Raw genomic sequence first — 19,463 nt, forward strand, 5'->3', positions numbered from 1 at the left:
AGCAACCATGAAGCATGCATATGTATTTCCCGGGCAGGCATCGCAATTTCCGGGTATGGGTAAGAACCTGTATGACACCAATGAGAAAGCAAAGGAACTGTTTGAGAAAGCCAACGAAATCCTGGGATTTCGCATCTCTGATGTCATGTTTACCGGCACTGAGGAAGACCTGAAACAAACCAAAGTAACGCAGCCTGCCGTATTTTTGCATGCTGTGATCGCTTTTATGACTACAGAACATTCCCAACCAGACATGGTAGCTGGCCACTCCCTGGGAGAATTTTCCGCCCTCGTTGCCAACGGGGTACTGTCTTTCGAAGAAGCGTTGCGCCTGGTAGCCATCAGGGCGAATGCCATGCAGAAAGCATGCGAACAGCAACCCTCTACCATGGCCGTGATCCTGGGTATGGAAGATGCCAAAGTAGAAGAAATCTGTGCCAAAGTAGCCGCTGAAACCAATGAAGTGGTGGTACCGGCCAACTATAACAGCCCGGGGCAACTGGTGATCTCCGGCACCGTGAAGGCGGTGGAGACTGCCTGTGCGGAATTAAAAGCTGCCGGCGCTAAAAGAGCGATGGTACTGCCGGTAGGCGGCGCCTTCCATTCTCCGCTGATGGAATCTGCCCGTGAAGAACTGAAAGCAGCTATCGAAAAAGCAGTCTTCAACACACCTGCCTGCCCGGTATACCAAAACGTGGTAGCCGCCGCAGTGACAGAACCGGCACAGATCAAACAAAACCTGATCGACCAGCTCACCGGCCCGGTAAAATGGAGCCAGTCCGTACTGGCCATGGTAGCCGACGGCGCAACTGCATTCACCGAAGTAGGTCCGGGTAAAGTGTTACAGGGACTGGTGCAGAAAATAGCGAAAGAGGTATCTGTTAATGGAATCAGCTAACTGATTTGCGGATTTCCTGATTTTGATATTTAGAAATTTGAAATGCAGCGGAGAGCTCACTCTATGATGTGATCTCCGCTGCATTTTTCATATTCCAAAATCCGTAAATCAAAAAATCTCTATATCTCTATTCCCATTTCGTATTGTGACAGATAGTGCCCGAGCCCCGATTTCTCCAGGAAAGCACTGATCTCCGGATTTTTTTCATCAATGTTGATAATGCTCATGGGCCCATCCAGTGCGGCGGATACGTGCTGCAGCAGCGTGCTGGCGATGCCCCGGCGGCGGAAGCCCGGATGTACGCCGATATTGCGGATACGCCGGCTGTCTTTGTGCACGGTGATATAACCGACGGTCTGCCCGTCCAGCTGCGCTTCCCAGGTGGTGGTCACCGGGTACTCCCTTTCTATACTGGCTGCATTGTTGCTCCAGGCGGGTTCCATGTCCATGAAAGTAGAAAGAAGGTTCCAGTCCGGCCGCGCCGCTTCCCGGATAGTGACATCGGGATTGGTGGCAGTAACGGCGACGGTGCCTTTGTAGCAGTGGAACGTGCGCAGCTTGTGAAAGCCACTGTTCGTATAGGCTTTAATGGCGGGGAGATTGGAGGTGATCACTTCCAGCAGTATTTTCCGGATGCCGGCCTGCTGATAACGAGGGATGAATTGGTGATACATTTTTTGTATCAGGTGTTGTCCGCGATAGGCGGGCGTTACACCGGTGCCGCCATTATACAGTACCGTAGGGTGGGTGTCATGGTTGGCGCCATGCAGGATAAAGGCGCCGAGATCGTTGCCGTTGAAAGCGCCGACAGACCATTCACGCCGTAGGTTTTCAGCTTTCATCTTCTGTTCAAGGATGGAAGGAGTGAGGTGCATCGGTACGATATAATCGCTGAATGCGTTATTGAACGTATGGCTGAGGGTTTCGGTCGATTCTCCCCGGAGGTCTCTGAAATCGTGAAGAAAAATCATGATAAAAATGTATGTCATCAATATTAACAATGATTGATGACATACCGGATGAGAATATTATAAGCGGGAAGTTTAGGATAACTCTACGCTGACATTTACCCATTCTGCGTCAAACTTCGCTGCGTACTTTTTGTAGAAATTGATGGCTGGTTCGTTCCACTCGAGCACCTGCCAGAGAACGCCGCTGTACTGCCTTTCCTTCGCTTCTTCAATGATGCGGTCCAGCAGCAGTTTGCCAATGCCTTTACCGCGCCATTGTTCTGTCACGATGAGGTCTTCCAGGTACAAACGGCAACCTTTCCAGGTAGAGTAGCGGACATAAAACAGGGCAAAACCCACTATCAGCTCCTGGCCGTCCGCGCCGGAAGTGGTGGCCACAAAAGCTTTCCATACCGGGCTTACGCCGAAGCCGGCATCTTCAAAGTGGGCAAGGCTTACGGTTACTTCCTGCGGCGCGTTTTCATATTCGGCCAGCTCCCGGATCAGTTCCATCAGCCGGGGGCAATCTTCTTTTCGTGCAATCCTTAACGTTATATCTGCCATGTTGTGTTTGTTTATGCAGGTGGACCGGCTGCTTGTTTCTGAACCGCCGCAGTTTCACCTGTTGCAAAATAATCAAAATTACGGGGATCTGTTTGGTGTCCGCACCAAAGGAGCAGCAACGGGTTGATGATTGCCGGGAAGGTGGCTGGCCATACCAGGCCGCTGCCTTCCGGAAAGCTGCGGACATCATTTTTTCCGGCGCCGCAGGCAAATTGACAAACAATATTGTAATTTGTTGGAGAATCATTAGGATTTGATTAATTAACCTTTTGTCCATGAAAGAAATCCTGGTGCGGTTCGCATCTTATAACCACTGGGCTAACCAACAGCTGGTGGCGGTCATGTTGAAGCTGAATGCGGAGCAGGTCATGCAGGACCCTGGAGACACTTTCCCTTCCCTGTTTAAAACGGTATGTCATCTATGGCAGGGAGAGAGTATCTGGTATCAGCGGTTGCAGCTGACGGAACAGCCGGTAGACCCCACAGCATCGTTTAGCGGAAGCTTTACAGAAGCCTGCGAGGCATGGCTGCGGCAGTCGCTCCGGCTGCAGGAGTGGGTGAAGCAGGCTACCGAAGCGAGGTTGAACCACACCATCGCCTTTGCGCCCCGCAAAGGAGAACAGGTGAAGCTGCCGGTACGGGATGCTGTCATGGATTCCTGCAACCACAGTACCTTTTATCGCGGGCAACTGGTGCGTATGTTGCAACAGCTGGGGGTGAAACGGGTACCTGCTACCGACTACCACCGTTTTAAGCCTAAAAAGTAGGCGATTTATATTATTTTTACCTCATATACGCAGGAAAAACTCCCTTTTATGAATGCAGCTTCTTTTTATGGGCAGGCCCCGAAACACCTGGTAGCGGTAGATTGTATCATCTTTGGTTTCGATGAAGGCAAGCTGAAGTTGTTGGTGATGAAGCGGAAGCTGGCTCCCATGGCCGGCGAATGGTCGCTGGTAGGCGGCTTTGTGCAGGCGGAGGAGAGTACTGACGATGCTGCGGCGAGGGTCCTCAAACTGACCACCGGCCTGGAAGACATTTATATGGACCAGCTGCATTGTTACGGAGAGGTAAACCGTGATACGGGCGCACGCGTAATATCCGTGGCCTACTATGCACTGATCCGCATCAAAGACCATGACCGCCCGCTGGCCCAGGAACATGGCGCTCACTGGCTGGAGCTGCATGAAATCCCCACGCTCATATTCGACCACAACAGAATGATCAACGACGCGCTGGTGCAACTGCGTAATAACGCGCATTTCCATCCTATCGGGTTTGAACTGCTGCCGGAGAAATTTACGCTGTCGCAACTCAGAAGCCTCTACGAGGAAATATACCAAAAGACACTTGATAAGCGTAACTTTAGAAAGAAAATACTGTCACTGGACGTGATGGAGAAGCTGGAGGAAAAGGACAAGACCTCCTCCAAAAAAGGCGCACACCTGTATCGTTTTGATCCCGCACGGTATGAGGTACTGATGCGGAAGGGACTGGTGTTCGAGATATAGCCGGCGCCGGGTGAAAATGAACAAAATGAACGACCGCCGGCGGTGAAGGGTTCGCTGTATTATTTTTACTTTTCCGGTTGAATTATGATGATCCTCAGACGATATATGCTGTTGCATATGTGCTGGTTGTTGTTTGTTTTCCCGACATTGCTGCATGGGCAGCATAAAGAGATCGGCAGGATTAAATCACAACTGCCGCACATTGGCGACAGCGTGACTTATGTAGACGCCCTTAACAGACTGGCGGCGGTATATCAGGCCTGCCAGCTGGACAGCTGCGGTCGTTATGCGTCCATGGCGAGGGATATGGCCGTCCGTATCGGTTACCCCTCCGGCAAGGCCCGGGCACTGCGCAACCTGGGAAACTACTATGCCCTCCGTCCTCATCGTTACCTCTCTTATCTCTTTTATAACGACGCCCTGGAAGAAAGCCGTAAAGCCGGCGATTCGGTCAATGTATCACAGGTGATGATGAACATTGGCATCTATCACTATTTTACAGGTAAACTGGCTTCGGCCAACGATTACGTGGCACAATCGCTGAAGCTGACACGGCACCTGAAGGAAGACTCGCTGCACGCCCTCGGGCTGGGCAACTATTACGCCATCAACTATACCGACAGCAGTACCCGGGCTGCAGCCGCTACCGCATTGTCCGAAGCCACCACGCTGGCAGAACGTTACCACGATACCCGTGAACTGCTCTATATCCGGTTGCTGCTGGCCAATGAAGACTACGTGGCCGAACGTTTTGAAGCTGCAAAGAAAAGAGTGCGGCAGGTGCTGGACACGGCCATCAGGGAAGGGTTTGCGTATTATGCCATGCGCGCCTCGATGGAACTGTCGGAGTACAAAAGCCGGCTCGGGGAGCCGGACTCGCTGGCACATCTTCAGGATGCTGTATCACATGCCGTCGCGGGCGGATATATCGGGCTGCTGCTGCCGCAGGTAACACAACTGTACCATTATTTCCAGCAACAGAAAGACACGCTGCAGGCCGCCCGCTACAGCCGCATTGCACTGAATATCATGCAACAGCAACAGGACGATATGCAACAGGGAGAAATGGATTATATCGCCTACTCGCTGCAGGACCAGACACTGGATTCCCTGAAAATGCAGTCGGACCTGCAGCAGGCAGCGCTGCAAAAGACGAGGCTGGCGCAGCGCTACTCGCAATACCTGTTTATTTTCGTGGTGGCCATTATCCTGCTGCTGATCGTGCTCACATGGTTCCTGGTGCGCTCCTACCGCTCTTCCCGCCTCCGCTCCCAGCGCCTTGCCCGCGTGAAAACAGAGATAGCCGCGGCCAATGAAGTGCTGAAAAAAAACGATGACTTCAAAAATAAACTGATCTCGTTGATTGCACATGACTTCAGGACGCCGCTGTATAACATTATCGATATTACCGGATTTGTCAATGAAGATATCCTCACCCCTGAAGATGCTACCGGCATGGTGATGGAAGTGGAGCAAACCGCCACCGCCACCCTGTCTGTTTTTGAAGAAATACTCAGCTGGATGCGGACGCAGCTGTCGGGATTTGTATACCGGCCGCATTCCTTTGTGCTGGCCGATATGCTGGAGATGTCCGCCCGCAATGTGCAGCATCTGATGCGCGAAAAAAATATCCGGCTGGAGCAACAGGTGCCCGAAGGGTTGACGGTGCAGGGCGACTTTGAGATGCTGCAGTTTATCCACCGTAATTTCCTGCATAACGCTATCAAGTTTTCCCCGGAGAATGGAGTTATAACGATAACGGCTATACGTAAAGATGGTTATGTTGAAGTTTTTTTCCGGGACCAGGGGCCGGGCATTGACCCGGAGGTACTGCCGGGATTGTTTACCTACAACAGTGAAAGCTATGCGCGGAAGGGGGCCGGCAAGGGAGCAGGCCTGGCATTGATCATCTGTCGTGACTTCATAGATAAAATGAATGGAAATGCGGGCGCACAGAATAATGAAGAAGGCGGAAGCACCTTCTTTTACCGGGTGCCGGAAATAGACGTTTAAAAAGATACCGTCAGGATGATAAAAACGTTGATGCGTAAAGGTTATATAGCAGCAGGCGTGATATTATGCTGTTTATTGTTGCCGCTGCCGGAAAGCAGCGGTCAGGCAGCTATATTGCCCCGTTTGCAGCGTGACCTGGCGCAACAGCATGACAGCGCCGGTTATGTATCGGTATTAGGCAAGATCGGCGCGTTGTATGCCAGCGTCCACCTCGACAGCTCCTTCTACTATGCCCGCCAGGTGCTGGAAATCGCCAGCCGCCGCCGGGACCTTAAAGGCATGGCAGACGCCAATAATATGCTGGGATGGTATTATACCGCTAAAACAGACTATAACGTAGGTATCCAGTATGCGTATAAGGCGCTGCTGCTCAATGCGCAGCTGGGGGATTCCGCGCAGATGGTCCGTTCGCTGAACATTATTTACGGCTGTTACAAAAACTCGGGCCACCCTGAGGAAGCCAATAATTATTTCTACCGTGCTTTTCATATGGCCAACCGCCTCCCGCCGGATAAAGACTCTATGGCAGCCACCATGCTGGTCAACTACGCATGGCGTTTTTTCGGCGACAGCACTAAAACAGACTCTGTCCGCCTGGTGTTGCGCAGGGCCGGCGCCATCCTGAAGAAATATCCCGACAGCAGGGCTGCTTTTTATGTCGCCGCATTTGAGGCCGACCTCATGGTGCAGGCGGGTAAAGGGAAAGCGGCAGAAGAGCGCATCTACGCCCTTGCTGACCTGGCCCGGAAAAAAGGAATGCCTTACGTAGCCATGGACATGTATGGCCGGCTGTACGACTTTCAGCGCCTGGGTTACTTTGCCGATTCCACCCGTTACCAGGAGCAGGCGTACGAAGTGGCGCGGCAATCCGCCAGCATGGAACTGAACCTCTACTGGCTGGGACGGTTGTACGATTATTACCGCCATCATCGGCAGCCGGAACGGGTAGTGTATTATGGTAATGAAATTATGCGGCTGGCGGCAAAAGACCGCTATCACAACAATCAGCCTCAGGCGGCCTACATCGATTTTTTCCTGAAGGAAAAAAAACTGGAGGCGCTGTCCCTCTCCACCCGGATGCAACAGCAGGAGCTGGAAAAAGAACTGGCGGAGAAAAAGAACCGCTCCCTCATTGTGGCGGGGCTGCTGATCATCATATTCCTGTTGCTGGCACTGCTGACCAGCAGGTATCTGCATTACCGCCGCTGGAAACAACAGGAAAACGCGCTGGCCTTCAGTTATGTGCAGCTGGCTAAAAACAATACTGCCCTGACGGAGAACGATCTCTTTAAGACCAGGCTGATCAGTATGCTGGCTACCGACTTCAGAACGCCGCTGCACCATATCATTGCGGTGGCCGACCAGCTGAAGACCGGTACGCTCACGCAACCGGAGGTGGTAAGCCTGTTAAAACAGATCGGTAATGCATCCCGGAAAACGCTGGACGCCTTTAACAACATCCTGAAATGGCTGAAGCTACAGTTGTCAGGCTTCGTTTACAAGCCGGCCACCACGGAGTTACTGCCGGTGATCGCGGAAGCGCTGGAGCCGCTGCAGACGGAAATCAGGGATAAGCAGCTGACCATTGTGAACAGGGTAGGACCACGGCTCACGGTGATTGCAGACAGGGAGATACTGCAGCTGGTGAATGTGCAGTTGTTGCAGGTGGCAGTCACCACCGCCCGGCCCGGCACCCTGCTCCTCATCTCCTCTTACGGGGAAAAGGGAAAAGTAACCGTACGGTTCATGGCCGATGGTGGCGCCTCCACCCGTAAGTTGCTCGAAGAACTGAAAGACAAAGAACACAATATTTTCGCGTTAGGGATTATTATCAGCCGGGACTTTATGCAAAAGATGAAAGGAGGCCTCGTCGTGGAAGAAGAAGCGGAAGGGTTTCTCATGATGGAGTACACGATTTAAGACCACAGTGTTCCATTCAACGTATATGCGTAAGTGTTATTTCACTGCTTTACTGTCCCTGTTGGGCTGGCGCGTGATGCCGCAGACACCACAGCTGCCGGAACTGCGGCAGGAGCTGTCGCGCCAGCGTGACAGCGCGGGCTACCTTGCGGTCCTGGGCCGGATAAGTGCGTTATACGCCGTAATCAACGTGGACAGCAGCTTTCAGTACGCCCTAAAAGTGCGCGACATGGCCGCACGGCTGCACGACGCCAGGGGGCAGGCCGACGCGAACGACCTGATGAGCTGGTATTACGCCCTGAAAACAGATTTCGGCGTGGCGGGCATCTATGCCTACAGGGCCCTCAAAATACATGAACAACTGGGAGATTCCGCCCGGGTAGCCAAAACGCTCAGCAATATTTACCTGTACTATCGAAATACCGGCCGGAAGGAAGACGCCAACAACTATTTCTACCGGGCATTTAAGATGGCCAGCCGGCTGCCTCCGGACAATGATTCCGTGTATGGGATCCTGTTGATTAATTACGTCATGCGTTTTTATAAAGACAGCACCCATGCAGATTCGGTACACTGGGCATTAAAACGGGCGCGGCAGGTAGTGGATAAATACCCGCGCTCAAAAATCGGTTTTTATATAGATGCCTATTCGCTGAACGACCTGGTACAACGGGGACAGGGAAGGCAGGCGGAAGAAGCCATCTACCGGCTGGCAGATAACGCATTGCGTGCCGGGATGCCTTATGTGGCTATGGACATGTATGGACGGCTGGACGATTTTCCCCGTATGGGTTACCATCCCGATACCGTCAGGTACCAGGAAAAAGCATATCGGTTAGGAGTGCAAACCGGTAGTATCGGGTTGAATCTCTACTGGCTGGCGCGACTATACGACTATTACCAGCAGAAGCAGGATAACGCCCGCATGGTGCAGTATGGCCGGGAGATTATGCAACTGGCGGCAGAGAAGCGTTACCAGCCTAACGCACATTCCTTTGATTACATCGGAATTTTCCTGAAGGAGAAAGCCGTATCCGACCTGGCGCAGAAGAACAGGCATCAGCAGCAGGTGCTGGCTGCTGAACTGGCGGCATCGGACAACAACCGGTTGCTGGCAGTGGGCGTGCTGATCGTGCTGGTGTTATTCCTGGTAGTGGCCTTTGAGCGGTATTGGCATTACCAGCGGCTAAAACAACAGGATGAAGCGCTGCTGCGGAGCTACCGGGATATGGCGGCAGTCAACGCGGCGCTGACGGAAACGGACGCTTTTAAAAATAAGCTGATAAGTATACTGGCGCGGGACTTCCGGGGACCATTGGTACATCTGACCGAGGTAGCGGCACGGTTCAGGTCGGGTAAACTGTCAAAAGCGGAAATGGCCAGCTGGCTCAGGCACATCAGCGCCACTTCCGGACAGGTACTGGAAGTTTTTGACAATATTCTCAAATGGCTGCGGCTGCAGCTGTCCGGTTATCGTTATGAGCCGGTGCGCTGCCGGCTGCTGCCGCTGATGCAGAGCGCCCTGGGACCGCTGGAAGCCGAGCTGGAGAAGAAGCGGCTGGTGGTAAAGAACTATATTCCGGACAACGTATCAGCGCTGGCAGACGAGGAGATGCTGAAACTGGTGAACATACAGCTGTTGCAAATAGCGGTGGCCGTAGCCGTGACAGGCAGTATGCTGGAAATAACCGTTGACCAGACGATGGGGCAAACGGAAGTGCATATAAAAGCAAAGACAGGGGAAGATGTCCGTTTTGTGCTGGCCGGACTGGAAAACTGGCAGGACAATGGGTGGGCGTTGGGGTTGGTGATCAGCCGGGACCTGATGAAGATGATGAAGGGCTATATTATAGCAGAAGGCCAGGAACATTCGTACCTGGCCTTCGGGTATATTTTACCGTGAAAAATTACTTACCGTATTTCTCGCCGTCGTAAGCCCACTTGATATAGCTGGCGCCCCAGGTGAAGCCCCCGCCAAATGCGGCCATGATAAGGTTATCGCCTTTTTTCAGTTGTTTTTCGTAGTCCCACAGGCATAAAGGAATGGTGCCCGCGGTGGTGTTGCCATAGCGGTGGATGTTCATCATTACCTTTTCTTCCGGCAGGTTGATGTATTGCGCAGTGGCTGCGATGATACGTTTGTTGGCCTGGTGCGGAACGAGCCAGGCGATGTTTTCCGCAGTGAGGTTATTGCGCTCGAGGATGCCGTTGGCCGCTTCGGACATATTGGAAACAGCGTATTTGAATACCATTTTGCCTTCCTGGTACACGAAGTGTTCACGGTTCTGCACTGTCTCGATGGTGGCAGGTTTTACAGAGCCGCCGGCTTTCATGTGCAGGTATTCGCGGCCGTGGCCATCGCTTTTCAGGATGCTGTCCAGTACACCGTATCCTTCGTGGTTGGGCTCCAGCAGTACGCCGCCGCCGCCGTCGCCGAAGATGATGCAGGTAGTTCTGTCTGTATAGTCCATGATAGCGCTCATTTTGTCGGCGCCAATCACCATTACTTTCTGATAGCGGCCACTTTCAATGAACCGGGCGCCGGTGTCCAGTGCGTACAGGAAGCCGGAGCAGGCAGCGCTGATGTCGAAACCAAATGCATTTTTTGCACCGATTTTATCTGTTACAACATTGGCTGTGGCGGGGAAGGTCATGTCGGGGGTTACGGTGGCAACGATCAGCAGGTCGATGTCTTCTGGGGTGATGCCTCTCTTTCGGCAGATTTCAAGGGCGATGGGCACACATAAGTCGGAGGTACCTTTTCCTTCTCCTTTGAGAATTCTTCTTTCTGAGATGCCTGTTCTGGTTAAAATCCACTCGTCTGTTGTGTCTACCAGTTTTTCCAGTTCCTGATTGGTCAGCACGTAGTCAGGAACATATCCACCCACCGCTGTAATAGCGGCCGTAATTTTATTCATATAAACTAAATATGTGTTTAAATCGAGGCGTAAAAATACGATATAAACGAATATTTCCTAAAAAAGTCCCATATGAACCCGTTAAAGGCTTGTCAATCCGTTAAAAGTTAGCATCTTTGCCGTTATTATCACAGGGATAAATTATTCCTCTTTTTTCGTAAGTTTAAGTAAATTATCGAACCTTTACCTTCTATGATCGCTTATTTGGATGGAAAATTGGCTTATAAGTCACCGGCTTTGGTTCATATGGATGTGCACGGAGTAGGGTATGAAGTTCAGATCAGTCTGAACACCTATTCGAGGATACAGGGCCTGGACAGCTGCAAATTGTTAACCTTCCTGCAGATCAAAGAGGATGCACATACGCTGTATGGTTTTTTCGAGGAAGCAGAAAAAAACCTCTTTTTATTGCTGATCAGCGTATCGGGAGTAGGCGCCAGTACGGCGAGAATGATGTTGTCTTCTCTTCAACCGGAAGACGTCCAGCGGGCCATCATGATGGAAAACGAGAAAATGCTGGAGAGTGTAAAAGGCATAGGGGCCAAAACAGCCAAAAGAATTATTCTGGAGCTAAAAGATAAGGTTAAGAAACAAAAGGATACAGTCGGAATACAATTATCTGCCTCTGTAAACAATACAATTCATGAAGATGCGTTAAATGCTCTGGTAACCCTTGGCATAGCCCGAAATATGGCGGATGCGGCTATCCAGAGAGTTATGAAGAACGAACCACTATTGCAAAACTTGGAAGAGCTGATCAAAAAGGCCCTGAAGAGTTTATAATTATATCAAGACCTCTATAAAAACCTATTTTTCTTGGCAAGAAGGACTTATTATGGCGCTTTTGCAGTAATAGGAATTGTATCTTTTATCATTGTTGACACCGCCGCAAGGGATCGATCCGGGAATTTTCATTTTTTGAGCAGAACGAGCTGGAAGTCGGACACCACAATTACTGGTAATACCAAAATCGATACTACCGGAAGGAAAGATACCTTGAAATATCCCCTAAAGGACAGGCGCGGCCCCAGTATATCTGATCCGGCGTCCAGGAACGCTATCGACCTGAACGACCCGGCCAATATCAACAAAACAGTAGAATACGATCCCGTTACCAAACAATACACTGTTACCGAAAAAATCGGCAACCAGAATTACCGTAACCCTACTTATATGAACTTCGACGAGTTCTATAAGCTCCAGTCGGCACAAAGCGAAAAAAACTACTGGCAGAAAAGGGCCAGCGCCCTGGGTAACCTCAACCAACGGGGCAACGGGCCGCTGCTGTATAACGGTAACAACCTGTTTGACCGCATCTTCGGCGGCAGTAAAGTAGATATCCGCCCCCAGGGTAGCCTGGACCTTACCTTTGGCTACCAGGGCCAGAATATCAAAAACCCCGTACTGGTGGAACAAGCCCGTAAAAACGGCGGGTTCAACTTCGACATGGGCATCAACATGAACGTCACCGGCAGGATAGGGGATAAACTGAAACTCATCACCAACTATAACACCCAGTCCACCTTCGATTTCGAAAACCAGGTGAAACTGGAATACACCGGTTATAACGACGAGATTATCAAGAAGATAGAAGCCGGTAACGTCAGCTTTCCGCTCCGCAGCTCCCTGATATCGGGTATCCAGTCCCTCTTCGGGGTGAAAACACAACTGCAGTTCGGCCGACTCACCGTTACCAGCGTGCTGTCTAACCAGAAGTCGCAGAAACAAAACCTCATGCTCAAAGGCGGCACCATGGTGCAGGACTATAACATCCGGGCCGACGAGTATGAAGACAACCGCCACTTCCTGCTGGCGCAGTTCTTCCGCGATACCTTCAACTACGCCATGTCCAACCTCCCCATCATCCGCTCCCTGTCCAACATCACGCGGATCGAGGTATGGGTGACGAATAAAACCGGGGCTACCACCCAAACCCGCGACATCGTAGGCCTGATGGACCTCGGGGAATACAAACCGTATAACCCTAATATCAGGGTAAACACTACCTCCCATCTGCCGGACAGGGCTACGAACGACCTGTATCAGAACCTGATCCGCGATGCGGCCAGCCGTAACACCAGCATCGTCGTAAGCCGGTTGCTGGCTTTGGGCCTTAAACCCGTTTCGGAATTTGAAAAGACATTCGCCCGTAAACTGGACTCCACCGAGTATACCATCAACAAACAACTGGGCTTCATCTCCCTTAACCAACAGCTGCAGCCGGACGAAGTACTGGCGGTGGCTTACCAGTATACCTATAACGGCCGTACCTACCAGGTGGGTGAATTCTCACAGGATGTACCGCCGGACCAGAACAACAGCGCCAACTCCCCGGTGCTGTTCCTGAAATTGCTCAAAGCCACGTCCGCCCGTCCGGTATTGCCTATCTGGCAGCTGATGATGAAAAACATCTACGCCACCGGCGCCTTCCAGGTGAACAAGGAAGACTTTAAAATGGACGTGTTCTATAAAGACCCCGGTGCGGAAAACAGGCCTCCCAGCGATAAACGTTACCTGCCGGACGGCAAAAATGAATATGCCGGCGCCCCGATCATTACCGTGTTAAACCTGGACCGTCTCAACAACCAGCTGGATCCCCAGCCCGACGGCGTGTTTGACTACGTGGAAGGTTACACGATCAATTCCCTGACCGGCAAAATCATGTTCCCCATGCTGGAACCGTTTGCCGACGGTCTGAAAAAAGCATTCGGCGGAGACGCTGCCCTCGAAAAACAATACCTGTACCGGGTGCTCTACGACTCCATCAAAGTGGTGGCGCAGCAGTTCCCACAGCTGAACCGCTATGTGATCCGCGGTTCCTATAAGTCGGCCAACTCGTCGGAAATTAACCTTGGCGGGGGGATCACTATCCCGCCCGGTTCCGTGACCGTTACCGCCGGCGGCCAGTTGCTGCGCGAAAACGTGGACTACATCATCGACTATAACCTCGGCAGGCTTAAAATTATCAACGGCGGGGTACTCAACTCCGGCGTGCCGATCAACGTACAGTTTGAAAATAACGCCTTGTTCGGGCAGCAGGTCCGTAACTACTTCGGTACCCGCCTCGATTACCTGGTAAATGATAAACTCAGCATCGGCGGTACCATCGTCCGCATGAGCGAACGGCCCTACTACCAGAAAGTGAACTACGGCGAAGACCCTATCAAGAACACCATGGTAGGCCTCGACGTGAACTACGCTTCTGAATGGAAAGGCCTCACGCGCTTCCTCGATAAACTGCCCAACTACAGCACCACCGCACCTTCCAGCATCCTGTTCACCGGTGAGGTGGCCCGCCTGTTCCCCGGCCACAGTAAACTGATCAACCAGGCCGGCAGCAAACAGGGTACTGCTTTTATCGATGACTTCGAAGGGGTGAAAAGCGGTTATGACCTCAAATTTCCGGCTACCAGCTGGGCGCTGGCTTCCACGCCGAAAGGAGCCACTAACTCGTCCGGTACGGTGCTCTTCCCGGAAGCGGAAGAAAGCAACGTCTTTGAATATGGTAAGAACAGGGCTAAACTGGCCTGGTATATCCTGGAGCCTACGCTCCAGCTGCCCAAATCGCCCAACCTGCCGGCAGGCATCTCCCTGGATGACCAGTCTGATCCCCGTGTAAGGCTTGTATACCAGAAAGAAGTGTTCCGTAACAGGTCCACCGACTTCGGCCAAAGCCAGCTCAGTACCCTCGACCTTGCCTATTATCCTACCGAAAGAGGCCCGTATAACTTCACCAACAACCCGCTGGCCATGGACCGTAACGGTAAACTGGCCCGCCCCAGAACAAGATGGGGTGGTATCATGCGCGCCATCGACAACAGCGACTTCGAAACAGCCAATATCGAATATATCGAGTTCTGGATACAGGACCCCTTCATCAAAACGCCCGGCAGCAATGGCGGTTCCCTTTACTTCAACCTGGGTAACGTTTCTGAAGACATCCTCAAAGACTCAAAGAAATTCTTCGAAAACGGTATGCCCGACCCGCGGCAGGAGCCGAATAAAATCGATTCCTCCAAGTGGGGACGCCAGCCTAAGTTCCAGCAGCAGATTACCCAGGCCTTCGACAACGACCCCAACATCCGGGCCTACCAGGACGTGGGATATGACGGTCTGAAATCTACGGACGAAGCGGCATTCTACAGAAGTTATATGGACACGCTGGCCCAAAACTTTGGGGGCTCACCGGTATTCCAGCAGGCGCAGAGAGACCCGTCCAACGACGACTACAAACACTATCGCAACTCCGATTACGACGCTGCCCGCGCCGGTATCCTGGAACGTTATAAAAACTACAGCAACCCGGAAGGCAACTCCCCGGTGTCCGATCCGAAATCCACCTTCTCTACTGCGGCCACCAACATCCCCGAATCGGAAGATCTGAACAGGGATAATACCATGAACGAAACGGAAGAATACTTCCAGTACCGGGTAGACCTCAAGCCGGGCATGGCAGTGGGTTCCAACTTTATCGTGGATAAGATAGAAGCGCCGGTAGACCTGCCCAACGGCCAGAAAACGAACGAAACATGGTACCAGTTCAAAATTCCGCTGAACCAGTTCAATGCGAAAGTGGGCAACATCCCCGACTTCAAGTCCATCCGCTTCATGCGTATGTTCCTCACCGACTTCGCCGATCCGGTAGTGGTACGTTTCGCCAAACTGGAACTGGTGCGCAGCCAATGGCGCCGTTATATGTATGAACTGAGACCAGGCGACCCTGTGCCCCTGGACCAGACCACTACTTTTAACTCCTCTGCTGTAAATATTGAAGAGAACTCCTCCCGCAGCCCCATTCCTTATGTGCTGCCGCCGGGAGTGGTAAGACAGAATACCATCAGCACCAACAACACCACCCTGCAGCTGAATGAACAGTCCCTGTCCGTTCAGGTATGTAACCTGCAGGACGGCGAAGTACGTGCCCTGTATAAAACACTCAACATGGACCTGCGCCAGTACAAGAAAATGGAAATGTACATGCACGCAGAAGCCGTGGGCTCCGCCACCGCGCTGAAAGACGGCCAGGTACAAGCCGTGATCCGCATCGGTAGCGACTTCGTGAGCAACTACTACGAATACCGCATCCCGCTGAAAGTAACAGCATGGAACTCAAAAGCGCCGATTGAGATCTGGCCCGACGGCAACAACATGCAACTCATCATGGAGCGCCTGAGCCAGCTGAAACAAAAACGTAACATGTGCGATTCCTGCTCTCCGCTGCAGGCATATCCCATGACACCGGTGGCCGACGAATTCGGCAACTTCATGTCGGTAGTAGGTAACCCCAGCCTGGGCGACGCCCGCACCATGATGATCGGTGTCCTGAACCCGAAAGACGACGGCCTGCCGCGCTGCGCCGAGGTATGGTTCGACGAACTGCGGCTGTCAGACTTCGACGAAAAAGGCGGCTACGCAGCACTGGCAAGGGTAGACGTGCAGCTGGCTGACCTGGGTACCATCTCCGTGTCCGGAAACATGCACACCGCCGGCTTCGGTAACATCGACCAGCGCGTAAATGAACGCTTCCGCGATAACTTCCTGCAATACGATGCCGCCGCCAACCTGGACCTGGGTAAACTGCTGCCGAAGAGCGCAGGCATGTCTATCCCGGTATACGCCGGCTATTCACAGGCTGTCAGCAACCCGGAATATGATCCTTACGATCTTGATATCAAACTGAAGGACAAACTGGCGCTGGCAAGGTCCCGGTGGGAAAGGGATTCCATGCGTAAGAATGCGCAGGACTTTACCTCTATCACCAGCCTCAACTTTACCAACGTCCGGAAACTCAATACACGGCAGGGTAAACGGCACCTGTGGGATATCGAGAACTTCGATATCAGCTACTCTTTTTCACAGATCAACCGGCATAACCCGCTTATCCAGAGCGACCTGCTGACGAAGCATCGCGGCGGTATCGGTTATAACTATTCCGGTCAGCCGAAATACCTGGAGCCGTTCAAAAAACTAATCAAAACCAAAACACACTGGCTGGACCTCATACGGGATTTCAACGTCAATTATGTGCCGTCTATCATCAGCTTCCGGGCAGACATTATCCGGCAGTTCGGGGCATCGCGTATCCGTAACGTAGGCGGTGATGTGAAATACCAGTTGCCCGAAACATATGACAAGTACTTCACGTTCGACCGGTATTATACCCTGAAGTGGGACATCACCCGCAGCATCAATATAGAATTCAATGCGGTGAACAACTCCCGCGTAGACGAGCCTGCGGGAAGAATCAACACCGGCGCGAAGAAAGACACCATCTGGCGCAACTTCTTCAAAGGCGGCCGTTCGGTGAACTACATGCATAACGCCAACTTTACCTATACGCTGCCTACCGCCAAGTTCCCGGCCCTGAGCTGGACCAACGTGGCTTTCGGCTACAGCACGGAATATCGCTGGACCGGCGCTTCCAGGCTGGCGCTCTACCTGGGTAACGCCATCGAAAACAGTATGCAGAAAACACTGACGGCAGAGTTTAAGTTTGTGGAGTTGTATAACAAGTCCAAATTCCTCCGCCAGGTAAATGCCCGCAAACCGGTGTCCAATAACAACAACCAGAACAAAAACAATAACAATAACAACAACCAGCAGAATAATCAGCAGAACAATAACCAGTCGTCCGGCGAAGAAATTTCACCATGGATAAAAGCGGTGTTGAAACCGCTGATGGCCCTGAAGCGGGTAGGCTTCAACTATAATGAAAATGCCGGTACCCGTTTGCCTGGTTACCTGGACAGCGCCAAGCTGGTGGGGATGAACTGGCAGTCGATGGCGCCGGGCCTCGGTTTCGTGCTGGGCAAACAACCCGATAAAAAATGGCTGGATGATTTTGCGAATCGCGGACTGATCACGAAAGACCCGTCGCTGAACATACAATTCCAGCAGCAGTACACCCAACGTTGGGATTTGCAGGCACAACTGGAACCGTTCAACGATCTGCGCATCGATCTGAGCATGACCAAGTCGTTTACCAAAACCCATACGGAACTGTTCAAGAGCATGCAGGATTCTACCGGCGCTGACCTGGGCTTCCAGCACCTGAGCCCCTACGACGCCGGTGGTTTCGAAATCTCCTACATCGCCATTAAAACGATGTTTGGCAGGATCAATACGGCCAACGGCGTGTCGGAAACGTTCCGCAATTTTGAAGCTTACCGGAATATCATTTCCCAGCGACTGGGCGCGGCCAACCCGTACAACAAAGACCCGGGTGTCCCGTCAGGCGATCCTAAAGACCCTACTTACGCTTACGGCTATACGCGGTATGCCCAGGACGTACTGATCCCTGCCTTCCTGGCAGCGTACACCGGCAAATCGCCCGAGAACATAGGTTTGTTGAACGGACCGGGTAATTCCGTAAAAAGCAATCCGTTTAAGAATTATATGCCGAAACCGAACTGGCGTATCACCTATAACGGGCTGACCAAACTGGAGCCTTTCCGCAGTTTCCTGACCAATTTTACGCTGACGCATGGTTATATCGGCACCTTGTCCATGAACTCCTACAATACCTCCATGTATTACGAAGATCCCAGGCTGGCGGGTTACCCGGCGTTCAGGGATACGGTATCCGGTAACTACTACCCGTATTTCCTGGTGCCTAACCTGACGCTGACAGAGCAGTTTTCGCCGTTGCTGGGTGTGGACCTTACCTTTACCAACAGTCTCAATGCGCGGCTGGAATACCGGAAGAGCCGTTCTCTCAGCCTCAGTTTGATCGATTACCAGTTGACCGAGCTGCGCTCCAGCGAAATTGTGGTTGGCGCCGGCTACCGGGTGAGAGGGTTGCAACTGCCTTTTGCCGTGGGTAAAAATGGCGGCAAACGCCTCCAGAACGATCTTAACTTCCGACTGGACCTGAGCTTCCGGGATGATAAGACCGCCAATAACCGTCTGGACGCCGACCTGGTAATTCCAACCAGCGGCCAGAAGGTAGTGGGTATTGCACCGTCCATCGATTACGTCGTGAATAACCGGTTGAACCTGCGTTTCTTCTATGACCGCAGGCAAACCATCCCTGTTATTTCCACCGCATATCCGATTACCAATACCAGGGGTGGCATCACCTTCCGGTTCGTATTGTCGCAATAGTTAAACTTACAGATAAGGCTAACCGTAAGTCAGCCTAACCTTTTATCCCCGGGGCTTTCACCCGGGGATTTTTTTTGCCCTTCGGGCGATGTTTAACCAAAAGGATGATAACGCTTAACAAACACGCTGATAAAAATCATGATCTCTTTAACATTTCTTTTATAAGTTTGTGTCGTGAAATATTTCCTCATCATATGCATTTCGTTGGGCCTCTTGCTGCAGACTTTCAGCAAAAGCCTTATAGTGCTGCAGTTCAGGACGCAACAGTCCTATATTGCACAGGTGCTTTGCGAAAACCGTAATAAGCCCGAAATGCATTGTAACGGTAAATGTTATCTGAAAAAGGAGCTGGACCGCGATGCCAGTCAGGACAAAAACAACAGCAGTAACAAAGAGCGTTATGAAGTAATGTTTGTGAATGCCCTGCCGGAACGGCTCACAGCGCCGTCTGCAGCGCCTGTGGTACACATTGTATTTTACGCGGAACCCTTCCTTGAAACCCCGGTCCACACTATTTTCCACCCGCCGCAATCCCTGGTTTGACCATTTTCCGGAATGCCTTTTTAGTTAGATGTAGTTAGACAAC

12 protein-coding genes are annotated in these 19,463 nt (G+C 51.9%); 9 read left to right on the forward strand and 3 right to left on the reverse strand.

Features of this window, described 5'->3' with window-relative positions:
* Positions 1-7: 7 nt before the first annotated feature.
* Entirely contained in the window at positions 8-898 is an 891-nt protein-coding gene (gene fabD / locus HF324_RS05495; RefSeq protein WP_168810252.1) for an ACP S-malonyltransferase, read from the forward strand.
* A gap of 119 nt (positions 899-1,017) precedes the next feature.
* On the opposite strand, the gene HF324_RS05500 is transcribed toward fabD, so the two are convergent.
* Both HF324_RS05500 and HF324_RS05505 read right to left on the reverse strand, forming a co-directional pair.
* The gene (locus HF324_RS05500) at positions 1,018-1,869 is read right to left on the reverse strand and encodes a GNAT family N-acetyltransferase (protein ID WP_168862077.1); all 852 of its coding nucleotides are present in this window, start codon (positions 1,867-1,869) and stop codon (positions 1,018-1,020) included.
* 72 nt (positions 1,870-1,941) lie between these two features.
* Positions 1,942-2,412, reverse strand: coding sequence for a GNAT family N-acetyltransferase (locus HF324_RS05505; RefSeq protein ID WP_168810256.1), 471 nt, complete (start codon positions 2,410-2,412; stop codon positions 1,942-1,944).
* Positions 2,413-2,687: 275 nt separating this feature from the next.
* Here HF324_RS05505 and HF324_RS05510 point away from each other — a divergent pair, with 275 nt between their 5' ends.
* The 5 genes from HF324_RS05510 to HF324_RS05530 all read left to right on the forward strand — a co-directional run bounded on the left by HF324_RS05510 (position 2,688) and on the right by HF324_RS05530 (position 9,759).
* Complete coding sequence (locus HF324_RS05510; protein ID WP_168862078.1) at positions 2,688-3,179, forward strand: DinB family protein; 492 nt, start codon at positions 2,688-2,690, stop codon at positions 3,177-3,179.
* A gap of 48 nt (positions 3,180-3,227) precedes the next feature.
* Positions 3,228-3,923 (forward strand): NUDIX hydrolase, encoded by a 696-nt coding sequence (locus HF324_RS05515; RefSeq protein WP_168810260.1) that lies wholly within the window; start codon positions 3,228-3,230, stop codon positions 3,921-3,923.
* An 84-nt stretch (positions 3,924-4,007) separates the two neighbouring features.
* Positions 4,008-5,936, forward strand: a complete 1,929-nt coding sequence (locus HF324_RS05520) for a sensor histidine kinase (protein WP_168810262.1) — start codon at positions 4,008-4,010, stop codon at positions 5,934-5,936.
* A gap of 15 nt (positions 5,937-5,951) precedes the next feature.
* Positions 5,952-7,856 (forward strand): sensor histidine kinase, encoded by a 1,905-nt coding sequence (locus tag HF324_RS05525; protein WP_168810264.1) that lies wholly within the window; start codon positions 5,952-5,954, stop codon positions 7,854-7,856.
* Between the two features lie 25 nt (positions 7,857-7,881).
* Entirely contained in the window at positions 7,882-9,759 is a 1,878-nt protein-coding gene (locus tag HF324_RS05530; RefSeq protein WP_168862079.1) for a sensor histidine kinase, read from the forward strand.
* A gap of 4 nt (positions 9,760-9,763) precedes the next feature.
* Here HF324_RS05530 and HF324_RS05535 read toward each other — a convergent pair whose 3' ends face one another.
* Positions 9,764-10,774, reverse strand: coding sequence for a beta-ketoacyl-ACP synthase III (locus HF324_RS05535; protein ID WP_168810268.1), 1,011 nt, complete (start codon positions 10,772-10,774; stop codon positions 9,764-9,766).
* Positions 10,775-10,966: 192 nt separating this feature from the next.
* On the opposite strand from HF324_RS05535, the gene ruvA reads away from it, so the two are divergent.
* The 3 genes from ruvA to HF324_RS05550 all read left to right on the forward strand — a co-directional run bounded on the left by ruvA (position 10,967) and on the right by HF324_RS05550 (position 19,420).
* Positions 10,967-11,557 carry a Holliday junction branch migration protein RuvA gene (gene ruvA / locus HF324_RS05540; protein ID WP_168810270.1) on the forward strand — a complete coding sequence of 197 codons (591 nt, stop codon included), beginning with the start codon at positions 10,967-10,969 and terminating at the stop codon, positions 11,555-11,557.
* Positions 11,558-11,692: 135 nt separating this feature from the next.
* Complete coding sequence (gene sov, locus HF324_RS05545) at positions 11,693-18,877, forward strand: T9SS outer membrane translocon Sov/SprA (RefSeq protein WP_246269426.1); 7,185 nt, start codon at positions 11,693-11,695, stop codon at positions 18,875-18,877.
* 174 nt (positions 18,878-19,051) lie between these two features.
* Positions 19,052-19,420 carry a hypothetical protein gene (locus HF324_RS05550; protein ID WP_168810274.1) on the forward strand — a complete coding sequence of 123 codons (369 nt, stop codon included), beginning with the start codon at positions 19,052-19,054 and terminating at the stop codon, positions 19,418-19,420.
* The last annotated feature ends 43 nt before the right edge of the window (positions 19,421-19,463 follow it).

It is taken from the genome of Chitinophaga oryzae, assembly GCF_012516375.2.
Classification (GTDB): Bacteria; Bacteroidota; Bacteroidia; order Chitinophagales; family Chitinophagaceae; genus Chitinophaga; species Chitinophaga oryzae.

Coding starts and splice junctions, on each gene's coding strand:
- HF324_RS05505 (WP_168810256.1), bottom strand. CDS start 2,412: ATGGCAGATATAACGTTAAGGATTGCACGAAAAGAAGATTGCCCCCGG.
- HF324_RS05500 (WP_168862077.1), bottom strand. CDS start 1,869: ATGATTTTTCTTCACGATTTCAGAGACCTCCGGGGAGAATCGACCGAA.
- fabD (WP_168810252.1), top strand. CDS start 8: ATGAAGCATGCATATGTATTTCCCGGGCAGGCATCGCAATTTCCGGGT.
- HF324_RS05525 (WP_168810264.1), top strand. CDS start 5,952: ATGATAAAAACGTTGATGCGTAAAGGTTATATAGCAGCAGGCGTGATA.
- HF324_RS05530 (WP_168862079.1), top strand. CDS start 7,882: ATGCGTAAGTGTTATTTCACTGCTTTACTGTCCCTGTTGGGCTGGCGC.
- HF324_RS05515 (WP_168810260.1), top strand. CDS start 3,228: ATGAATGCAGCTTCTTTTTATGGGCAGGCCCCGAAACACCTGGTAGCG.
- HF324_RS05535 (WP_168810268.1), bottom strand. CDS start 10,774: ATGAATAAAATTACGGCCGCTATTACAGCGGTGGGTGGATATGTTCCT.
- HF324_RS05510 (WP_168862078.1), top strand. CDS start 2,688: ATGAAAGAAATCCTGGTGCGGTTCGCATCTTATAACCACTGGGCTAAC.
- HF324_RS05520 (WP_168810262.1), top strand. CDS start 4,008: ATGATGATCCTCAGACGATATATGCTGTTGCATATGTGCTGGTTGTTG.
- ruvA (WP_168810270.1), top strand. CDS start 10,967: ATGATCGCTTATTTGGATGGAAAATTGGCTTATAAGTCACCGGCTTTG.